The 10494-nt window shown below is 71.9% G+C and carries 5 protein-coding genes and 2 pseudogenes; 3 read left to right on the top strand and 4 right to left on the bottom strand.

What is annotated here, in order from left to right; translation table 11 throughout:
- From VR44_RS25725 to fxsT, 3 genes and pseudogenes are all read left to right on the top strand, one after another.
- The coding region (locus VR44_RS25725; protein WP_045949976.1) for an aKG-HExxH-type peptide beta-hydroxylase at positions 1 to 765 on the top strand (765 nt) is incomplete at its 5' end.
- Positions 766 to 883: 118 nt separating this feature from the next.
- Positions 884 to 1240 (top strand): annotated as a pseudogene (locus VR44_RS48905) (toll/interleukin-1 receptor domain-containing protein); the annotation flags it as partial.
- 341 nt (positions 1241 to 1581) lie between these two features.
- Entirely contained in the window at positions 1582 to 3882 is a 2301-nt protein-coding gene (gene fxsT / locus VR44_RS25720; RefSeq protein WP_342669391.1) for an FxSxx-COOH system tetratricopeptide repeat protein, read from the top strand.
- Between the two features lie 158 nt (positions 3883 to 4040).
- On the opposite strand, the gene VR44_RS25715 is transcribed toward fxsT, so the two are convergent.
- The 4 genes and pseudogenes from VR44_RS25715 to VR44_RS25700 form a co-directional block, all read right to left on the bottom strand.
- Entirely contained in the window at positions 4041 to 7925 is a 3885-nt protein-coding gene (locus tag VR44_RS25715; protein ID WP_045949975.1) for a multifunctional oxoglutarate decarboxylase/oxoglutarate dehydrogenase thiamine pyrophosphate-binding subunit/dihydrolipoyllysine-residue succinyltransferase subunit, read from the bottom strand.
- A gap of 258 nt (positions 7926 to 8183) precedes the next feature.
- Entirely contained in the window at positions 8184 to 9263 is a 1080-nt protein-coding gene (locus VR44_RS25710) for a HAMP domain-containing sensor histidine kinase (RefSeq protein ID WP_045949974.1), read from the bottom strand.
- Positions 9260 to 9989 (bottom strand): annotated as a pseudogene (locus tag VR44_RS25705) (response regulator transcription factor). The gene VR44_RS25710 and the pseudogene VR44_RS25705 overlap by 4 nt, the downstream one beginning before the upstream one ends.
- Before the next feature lie 123 nt (positions 9990 to 10112).
- Positions 10113 to 10494: hypothetical protein (locus VR44_RS25700; protein WP_045949973.1), on the bottom strand; the 382-nt coding region annotated here is incomplete at its 5' end.

The raw sequence follows: 10494 nt of genomic DNA, 5'->3' as shown, positions 1-10494 counted from the left end.
GTCCTCCCCCTGCCCCCCCTGCCCGGCGGCCGCGCCTCCCTCGACGACCTCGACCCCTACCGGGCCCCCGCCGCCGGCCACCCCGCCCCCGTCCGCCCGGCCCGCCGGCTCACCCCCAAGGGGCACAAGCGCTGGGACACCCAGTGGACCGGCGCCCTCACCCTCCTCGAACGCTACGACTCCGCCCGCGCCGACGAGGCGGCCCGCCTGCTGCGCTCCGTCGTCCCGCTCGGCGGCGGCGCCCGCTCCAGCGGCGCCACCCTCCCCGCAGCCGCCGGCTCCGTCCTCGCCCGCGGCCAGTCCCCGCCCGCCCTCGCCGCGACCCTCGTCCACGAGGTGCAGCACGGCAAGCTCGCCGCCCTCACCGACGTCCTCACCCTCCACACCGCCGACCGCACCCCCCGCCACTGGGCCCCCTGGCGCACCGACCCGCGCCCCCTGGAGGGGCTGCTGCACGGCACGTACGCCCACCTGGCCCTGGCCGGCTACTGGCAGCGCGCCGCCCTGTACGGGGCCCGCGGCGCCTGGGCCCAGCACGCCCGGATCCGCGCCCAGGTGGCCGCCGTCCTGCCCGTCCTGCGCGACCACCCCCGACTGACCCTCGCCGGCCGGGAGTTCGTCGACGGCATGACCGACGCCGAACGGGCCATGGACGAGCTGCCGCCGCCCGGCGACCGGTACGCCACCGCCCGCCGCGCCCTCGAACGCGAACGCCTCGCCTGGTGCGCGGCGCACCCCGAACTCGCCGCGTCCACAGGGGCCTGACGGGCCGTCCGCTGCGGTACCTTTCAAGCCCCGCCGCCGTGGCACCCCCGGCCCGCGGCAGCGCCCCCGCACCGCCCCGCACCCGTCCACCGCCCGGACACCCCAGGGAGACGGCCGCATGACCGGTACCGGTACGCGCCACGACCGCGACGGAGCCGCCCAGACCCAGCGCTTCGTCATCAGCTTCGCCGGCTTCAACCGCCCCTGGGCGGCGTGGATCGCCCACCGCCTGGAGGAGCACGGCCACCGCGTCGCCCTCCAGCGCTGGGACCCGCAGACCGGGCCCGGCATCACCGAGGCCCTCGACGACCTCGCCCGTGCGGGCGGCAAGGTCCTCGTCGTGCTCAGCGAACGCTATTTCTCCGTGGGCACCCATACCGACGAGGAGTGGAACGCCGCCCTGCGCACCGTCACCGCCGCCCACCCCGACCGGTTCGCCGCCGTCTGCCTCACCGACGCCCCGCTGCCCAGCGCCGTCGCCACCCTGGAGAAGACCGACCTGTGGGGCCTGGACGCCTACGAGGCCGAGTACCGCGTCCTGCGCCGCCTCGACCTGCCCACCGACCGGATCGGCACCGAGAGCGGCCGCCGAGGCCCCCGTTTCCCCAACGACCCGCCCGAGATCTGGGGCCGCGTCCCGCGCCGGAACCCCCGCTTCACCGGACGCAACGACGTCATCGGCCGACTGCGCGACGCCCTCACCGAAGCCCCGCCCGGCGCCTCCACCGTCACCCTCCTGGGACTGTCCGGCGTGGGCAAGACCCAGGTCGCCACCGAGTACGCCTACCGCTTCGCCTCCGAGTACGACGTCGTCTGGTGGGTCCCCGCCGAGGACCGCCCCACCCTCCGCGAACGCCTCGCCGACCTCGCCCCCGAACTCGGCCTGCCACGCGGCGCCGGCAGCTACGGCGAGCAGATCCGCGCCGTCCTGGAGGCCCTGCGGCGCGGCTCCCCGTACCACCGCTGGCTGGTGGTCTTCGACGGCTGCGACAACCCCGACGACCTCACCGACCTGCTGCCCTCCGGCGCCGGCGACGTCATCATCACCGCAACCGCGAATGGGCCGCCCGCCACACCAGCCTCGTCGAGGTCCCCCTCTACGCCCGCCCCGAGTCCATCACCTTCATCCGCCGCCGGGCCCGCCGCCTCACCGGCGAGGAGGCCGACCAGCTCGCCGAGGCCCTGGAGGACTACCCCCTCGCCCTCGACCAGACCGCCGGCTGGCTCGCCGACTCCCCGCTCGGCGTCGGCGAGTACCTCGCCCTCCTCCAGCGCCGCCTCGACTCCCACGAGGCCGTCACCCTCTCCGACGACTACCCGCTGCCCTTCCCGACCGCCCTGGCGATACTCCTCAACAACGTCCGCGAGAACTTCCCCGACGCCCTCGCCCTGCTACGGCTGTTCGTCTTCTTCGCCCCCGGCCGGGTCCCGCTGCGGCTGCTGCGCGAGTTCCCCGCCGAGGACGTCCCCGAACACCTCGCGGGCATCGTCAACGACCAGATCCGCTGGAACGCCGCCCTCAACAAACTCGTCCAGTTCTCCGTCGTCCGCCTGGAGTACTCCGACCTGTCCGTCGAGGAGGGCGGCGGCCTGGAGACCGTCCAGCTGCACCGCATGGTCCACAACATCGTCCGTGAGAACCTCGCCGAGGACGAGGCCGACCAGCTCTCCCGCGCCGTCCGCCAGGTCCTCGCCGCCGCCGACCCCGGCCGCCCCACCGACTCCCGGCTCTGGCCCCGCTACGCCGAACTCATCCCCCACCTGGAACCCGCCGGGGTGCTGACCAGCACCAACCCCCGCATCCAGAACTTCCTGCTGCACTGCCTGCGCTTCCTGATCCTGGCCGGCGAATACCGCACCTGCCTGCGCCTGGCCGAACAGACCGACCACGTCTGGCGGGCCATGCTCGGCGACGACCACGACCAGGTCCGCGAACTCAGCTACCACTACGGCGGCGCCCTGCGCATGCTCGGCCACTTCCGCCAGGCCGAGGCCCTCGCCCGCCAGGTCGCCGACCGGCTCACCGCCGAACGCGGCGACCGCGACCTGGAGACCCTCCGCGCCACCAGCACCTACGCCGGCGTCCTGCTCAGCACCGCCAAGTTCGACCAGGCCCGCGCCCTCCTCGAACACGCCTTCACCAGCTACCGCGAACTCCTCGGCGAGGACGACGCCACCACCCTGAACGCCCAGAACAACGTCGCCGTCGCCCTGCGCCTCCTCGGCCGCTACCAGGAGGCCTACGACACCGACCTGGACACCCTGCGCCGCCGCGAACGCGTCCTGCGCGTCCGGCACATCGCCACCCTCTCCTCCGGCATCGGCTGCGCCATGGGCCTGCGCCTCATGGGCCGCTACCGCGAAGCGCTCGCCCGCCAGGAACAGGGCCTCAAACTGCACCTCCAGGTCCTCGGCGCCAACCACCCGCAGACCCTGCGCGCCGAACACAACCTCGGCCAGTGCCTGCGCCGCACCGGCGACATCCCCGGCGCCGGCGCCCGCCTGCGCAGCGTCCTGGAACGCTCCACCCGCGTCTTCGGCGCCGAGTTCCCCTGGACCCTGATGGTCGCCTCCGACTACGCCACCTACCTGCGCGAGTACGGGGACATCGAGGAGGCCCGCCGGATCTCCGAGGAGGTCGTCCGCGGCTACCAGACACAGCTGGGCCTCGCCCACCCCTACAGCATCGGCACCGTCGGCAACCTGGCCCTGGTGCTGCGTGCCCAGGGCGAACGCAACGAGGCCCTGAACCTGGCCGAACAGGCCCTCGTCGGCATGCGCGGCGCCCTCGGCGACCGCCACCCCTGGACCCTGGGCTGCGCCCTCAACGCCACCGGCCACCGCAACATCACCGGCCGCCTGGACTCCGCCCTCGAACTCAGCCGCGAGACGCTGCGCGCCACCGAACAGGTCCTCGGCCCCGACCACCCCATGACCCTCAGCGCCCAGATCGCCCTGGCCGCCGACCTCCGCTCGGTACGGGAGGACGCGGAGGCCGCCAAACACGAGGACGCCGGCCTCAAGGCCCTCACCCGCACCCTGGGCCCCCAACACGTCCACACGGTCTCGGCCCGCCAGCAGACGAGGCCCTACTGGGACTTCGAACCGCAGCCGTAGCCCTGGCCGGGCGGTACGGGCACGCCGGGCGGGGCGCCGCTGCTGGGGGTCCGCCCCGGACCCCGCCCTCAATCGCCGGCGAGGCTGGATGTGCCGGAAGGCCCGGCCCCACCGAGTGGGGGCCGGGCCTTCCGTCTCCGTGCAGGTCGCGTCAGCGACTACGCCTCGAAGACCTCGTTCATCAGCAGCTGCTGCTCCGCCTGGTGGCGCTTCGCGGAGCCCACCGCCGGGGACGAACCGTGCGGGCGCGAGATGCGCCGCAGTCGCTCGCCCGCCGGGATGTCCGCGCCGACCGCCAGGTCGAGGTGGTCGATCAGGTTCAGCGCGATGAACGGCCACGCACCCTGGTTCGCCGGCTCCTCCTGCGCCCAGATGTACTTCGCCGCGTTCGGGAACTTGGCGATCTCCGCCTGGAGTTCCGCGCCCGGCAGCGGGTACAGCCGCTCGATGCGGATGATCGCCGTGTCGGTGATGCCGCGCTTCTCCCGCTCGGCCTCCAGGTCGTAGTAGACCTTGCCCGCGCAGAAGACGACCTTGCGGACGGCGCTCGGGTCGACCGTGGTGTCCCCGATGACCGGACGGAACGAACCGCTCGTGAACTCCTCCGCCTTCGACGCCGCCGCCTTCAGACGCAGCATCGACTTCGGGGTGAAGACGACCAGCGGCTTGTGGTGCGGGTTGTGGACCTGCCAGCGCAGCAGGTGGAAGTAGTTCGACGGCAGGGTCGGCATCGCGACCGTCATGTTGTTCTGCGCGCACAGCTGCAGGAAGCGCTCCGGGCGGGCGGACGAGTGGTCCGGGCCCTGGCCCTCGTAGCCGTGCGGCAGCAGCAGCGTGACGCCGGAGGTCTGGCCCCACTTCTGCTCGGCCGAGGAGATGAACTCGTCGACGACGGTCTGCGCGCCGTTGACGAAGTCACCGAACTGGGCCTCCCACAGCACCAGCGCGTCCGGACGGGCCAGCGAGTAGCCGTACTCGAAGCCCATGGCCGCGTACTCGGAGAGCAGCGAGTCGTAGACGTTGTAGCGGGCCTGGTCGTCCGACAGGTGCTGCAGCGGCGTGTAGTCCTTGCCGGTCTCCCGGTCGATGAGGACCGCGTGGCGCTGGCCGAAGGTGCCGCGGCGGGAGTCCTGGCCGGACAGGCGGACCGGGGTGCCCTCCATCAGCAGCGAACCGAAGGCCAGGGTCTCGCCCATGCCCCAGTCGATGGTGCCGTCGTCGATCATCGCCGCGCGGCGCTGCAGCTGCGGCAGCAGACGCGGGTGGACCGTGTGGCCCTCGGGGATGTTGACCTGGGACTCGGCGATCCGCTTGACGACGTCCTGCGAGATCGCGGTGTTCACCGCGACCGGGAACTCCTGAGCGGTCTGCGCCGGCGCGACGGGGGCGCCCGCGGGCTGCGTGGCGGCCTCGCGGACCTCCGCGAAGACCTTCTCCAGCTGGCCCTGGAAGTCCTGCAGCGCCTGCTCGGCCTCTTCCAGCGTGATGTCGCCGCGACCGATGAGGGACTCGGTGTACAGCTTGCGCACCGAGCGCTTCTTGTCGATCAGGTCGTACATCAGCGGCTGCGTGAACGCCGGGTTGTCCGACTCGTTGTGACCGCGGCGGCGGTAGCAGATGAGGTCGATCACGACGTCCTTGTTGAACGCCTGGCGGAACTCGAAGGCCAGCCGCGCGACGCGGACCACGGCCTCCGGGTCGTCGCCGTTCACGTGGAAGATCGGCGCCTCGATCATGCGGGCCACGTCGGTCGCGTACATCGACGAACGCGAGGACTCCGGGGCGGCGGTGAAACCGACCTGGTTGTTGATGACGACGTGGACGGTGCCGCCGGTGCGGTAGCCGCGCAGCTGCGACATGTTCAGCGTCTCGGCGACCACGCCCTGGCCGGCGAACGCGGCGTCGCCGTGCAGGGCGACGGGCAGGACGGTGAAGTCCGTGCCGGCCTTGCCGATGACGTCCTGCTTCGCGCGGGCGACACCCTCCAGGACCGGGTCAACGGCCTCCAGGTGCGAGGGGTTGGCGACGAGCGAGACCTTGATCTGCTCCCCGTCCAGGCCCGTGAACGTGCCCTCGGCGCCCAGGTGGTACTTGACGTCGCCGGAGCCGTGCATGGACTTCGGGTCGAGGTTGCCCTCGAACTCGCGGAAGATCTGCGCGTACGACTTGCCGACGATGTTCGCCAGGACGTTCAGGCGGCCGCGGTGGGCCATGCCGATGACGACCTCGTCGAGGCGGGCCTCGGCGGCCGAGTCGATGACGGCGTCGAGCAGCGGGATGACGGACGCGCCGCCCTCCAGCGAGAAGCGCTTCTGGCCGACATACTTCGTCTGCAGGAAGGTCTCGAAGGCCTCCGCCGCGTTCAGGCGGCGCAGGATGCGCAGCTGCTCCTCGCGCTCCGGCTTGGAGTGCGCGCGCTCGATGCGGTCCTGGATCCAGCGGCGCTGCTTCGGGTCCTGGATGTGCATGAACTCGACGCCGGTGGTGCGGCAGTACGAGTCGCGCAGCACGCCGAGGATGTCGCGCAGCTTCATCATCGACTTGCCGGCGAAGCCGCCGACGGCGAACTCGCGCTCCAGGTCCCACAGGGTGAGGCCGTGCTCGGTGATGTCGAGGTCGGGGTGCTTGCGCTGCTTGTACTCCAGCGGGTCGGTGTCGGCCATGACGTGGCCGCGGACCCGGTAGGAGTGGATCAGCTCGAAGACGCGGGCGGCCTTCGTGACGTCGTCGTCGTGCGAGGCGTCGATGTCGCGCATCCAGCGGACCGGCTCGTACGGGATCCGCAGCGACTCGAAGACGCTGTCGTAGAAGCCGTCCTCGCCGAGCAGGAAGTTCGCGACGATGCGCAGGAACTCGCCGGAGGCCGCGCCCTGGATGACCCGGTGGTCGTAGGTCGAGGTCAGGGTCATGACCTTGGAGATGCCCAGCTTGTTCAGGGTGTCCTGCGAGGTGCCCTGGAACTCGGCGGGGTAGTCCATGGAGCCGACGCCCATGATGACCGACTGTCCGGGCATCAGGCGGGGCACGGAGTGCACGGTGCCCAGGCCGCCGGGGTTGGTCAGGGAGACCGTGACGCCGGTGAAGTCGTCCATCGTCAGCTTGCCGACGCGGGCGCGGCGGACGATGTCCTCGTAGGCCTGCCAGAACTCGAAGAAGTTCAGGGTCTCGGCCTTCTTGATGCCGGCGACGACGAGCTGGCGGTCGCCGTTCGGCTTGACCAGGTCGATCGCGAGGCCGAAGTTCACGTGCTCCGGCTTGACCAGGGTCGGCTTGCCGTCCTTCTCCTGGAAGGAGTAGTTCATCGACGGCATGGCCTTGATGGCCTGCACCATCGCGTAGCCGATGAGGTGGGTGAAGGAGATCTTCCCACCGCGGGCGCGCTTGAGGTGGTTGTTGATGACGATGCGGTTGTCGAACAGCAGCTTCACCGGGACGGCGCGGACGGACGTGGCCGTCGGGACGTCGAGGGAGGCGTTCATGTTCTTGGCCACGGCGGCGGCGGGGCCGCGGAGCGTCACCAGCTCGGGGCCCTGCGGGGCCTCGGTGGCGGGCGCGGCCTTCTGAGCCGGGGTGGTGGCGGCCGGAGCCGGAGCCTGAGGGGCGGGCGCGGCCGGTGCGGCGGCCGGGGCCTGAGGGGTGACAGTCACAGCAGGGGCACCAGAGGGAGTGGCAGGAGCAGGGGAAGGAGCTGACACGGGTGTGGTCGCGGCGGGGGCAGACGCGGCGGGCGCCGCCCCCGTGGCGGCGTCGGCGGCCTGCGGGATCCCGACGGGGGCGGTGGCGGCCTGTGCGGAGGCGCCATCCGTCGTCGTGGACTTCTCGGGACCGGGGCCGTCAGACTTCACCGGAGCGGCAGCGCCCCCCGGCTTGTAGTCGGCGAAGAAGTCCCACCAGGCCCGGTCGACCGAGTTCGGGTCCTGGAGGTACTGCTGGTAGATCTCGTCGACGAGCCACTCATTCGCGCCGAAGCCTGAGGCGGGGTTCTTCCCGCCCTCTGCTGCGTCGGTCGTGGTGCTCGGGTTACTGGGGGACTGTGGCGACACGGCGGCAACCGCCCTCTTCCGCTTCACAAGGTATGGACAGCGGGAATAAAGGCTACGCCTCCCGGGCGGTGCAATGCAGGCCGGGCGGGACTTCCGTCGCGCAGGTCACACCGAACGGCGGGTTTCGCCACGTGGAATGGCGGGAAACAAGCGTGGTTCGGGTAGGGGGCAGCGAGGTTGCGACCCCCAAGGCCTCGCACCCCTGCCGACCCCGGGCACGTGTGGCCGAGATCATGTCCTTCCCACTCGAACCCTACGTCAAGACAGCACCTGCGAGCTGCCCGGAAGGGTGACAAGGATTCGGCAACCACGTGACGATTCGGCCACGCGGATCTCCCCTCCGTGCAGGCCAACGGCCCAGCGGGCGATCGCCAGCCCCAGCCCCGTGCCCCCGTCGCCGCCGCCCGAGGCCCCGCGGTTGAACCGCTCGAAGACCCGGTGCCGCTCCGCCTCCGGAATCCCCGGCCCCTCGTCCAGGACCTCCAGCGCCAGGCTCCCGGGCGTGTCCCCGGCCCGCGCCCGCACCGTGACCCGGCCGTGCGCCGGACTGTGCTTGACCGCGTTGTCGATCAGGTTGGCCACCACCTGGTGCAGCCGCTCCGCATCCGCGTACGCGGTCAGCTCCGGAGGATGCACGTCCAAGTGGAGATGCACGTCGTTACGGGTGTGCCCGCCCGAACCGGAAGCCAGCCCCGGCCGCCCCGCGGCCGCGAGCCCCGACTCCTTCAGCACCCCCGACAGGTACGGCCACACCTCGAACCGGCGGGCCTTCAACGGCACCACCCCGTTGTCCACCCGGGACAGGTCCAGCAGCGTCTCCACCAGCCGGCCGAGCCGCTCCGTCTGCTTCAGCATCGTCCGCATGGTCTCCGGATCGGCCTCCGAGACCCCGTCCACCACGTTCTCCAGCACCGCCCGCAAACCCGCGATCGGAGTCCGGAGCTCGTGCGAGACGTTCGCGACCAGCTCTCGACGGTGCCTGTCCTCGGCCTCCAGATCACCGGCCATCCGGTTGATCGTCGACGCCAGATCACCCAGTTCGTCACGGCGCCCCGCCCCGCTCACCCGGCGCGTGTAGTCCCCGTGCGAGATCGCCCGGGCGACCGTCGTCATCTCGTCCAGCGGCGCCGTCAGACCGTGCGCCACGAACTGGGTGATCAGCATCGAGGCGATCACCGAGAAGACCGTGATGAACCGCACCTCGGTGTCCGTGCGCAGCGCCACCATCAGCAGACCGGTGGTGATGAACACCGAGACCACGACGAGCGTGCCCAGCTTCGTCTTGATCGAGAACGGCGAGAAGGGCCGGAGCCCCCCGTCGGGGCGACCCCCGCTCACGACTGCGCCGGGGTCTCCAGGGCGTACCCGACGCCGTGGACCGTACGGATCCGCTCCGCCCCGATCTTCCGGCGCAGGGCCTTGATGTGGCTGTCGACCGTACGGGTGCCCGAGGCGTCCGCCCAGTCCCACACCTCCGCCAGCAGCTGCTCCCGCGACAGCACCGCCCGCGGGGTCCCGGCCAGGCACACCAGCAGGTCGAACTCGGTCGGCGTCAGGTGCACGTCCTCGGCCTGGACGCGGACCCGCCGCTGCGCGTGGTCGATCTCCAGGTCGCCCAGCCGCAGGGTCGCCCCGCGCGGGGCGGTCGCGGCCTGCGTGGCCCGCTCCACCCGGCGCAGCAGCACGTGCACCCGTGCCGCCAGCTCGCGCATGGAGAACGGCTTCGTCATGTAGTCGTCCGCCCCGACCCCGAGACCCACCAGCATGTCGGTCTCGTCGTCCCGGGCGGTCAGCATCAGCACCGGGACCGGCCGCTGCGCCTGCACCCGCCGGCACACCTCCAGCCCGTCGCATGACGTCCAGCACCAGCAGCTCGGGCAGCCAGCTCTCGGCGGCCGCGACGGCGGCAGGCCCGTCGTAGGCCGTCTGCACCTGGAAGCCCTCGGCCCGCAGCCGGGCCGAGATGGCGTCGGCGATGGTGCGGTCGTCCTCGACCACCAGCACGCGCCGCTGGGCACCTGGAGTGGCCGCGGCGCCGTTGTGGGTGGTGTGCGTCTGTTCCATGTCCCGCCCCTGATGATCCGCGTGATGGCTGGGGTGCAGCGTAGAGGAGGCACCGGCCTGCGGCCATGGAGGGTTCGGACAGGACCCGACGGCATCCGGAATCAGAGATTCATCCTGGATTCCTCAGGCGGCGTCGAATCCGGGCAGGGCCCCCAGCACCCGGGACAGGGCCGCAGGCAGCGCCGTCTGGTCGGCCGACACCTCGAAACCGCCATGGACGAAGGAGTACGTGAACCCGTCGTACACCGGCGGATCGGCGGTCGCGGTGCGGGGCAGGTGCGCGAAGTCGGCCTCGCGGAGCGCGGTGCGCAGATCCTCCAGTGCGGAGGGGCTGAGCCGGCCCTTCCGCAGGTCCTTGTCCTGCTCGCCGAGGAGGGTCCAGGACCCGTCCCCGTTGACGAGGAGGGTCCGGGTCCGTCCCGCGAAACCGCCGCTGCGGGTGACGCGCAGGAGGCGCTCGGTGGACGGGTTCGCCGTCGGGGGAGGGGTGGGGACAGGGGTGGTG

Source organism: Streptomyces katrae, from assembly GCF_000966975.1.
Lineage (GTDB): Bacteria > Actinomycetota > Actinomycetes > Streptomycetales > Streptomycetaceae > Streptomyces > Streptomyces katrae.
Note: the sequence above shows the minus strand (reverse complement) of the source record. Positions and strands in the feature narration are given on the sequence as shown.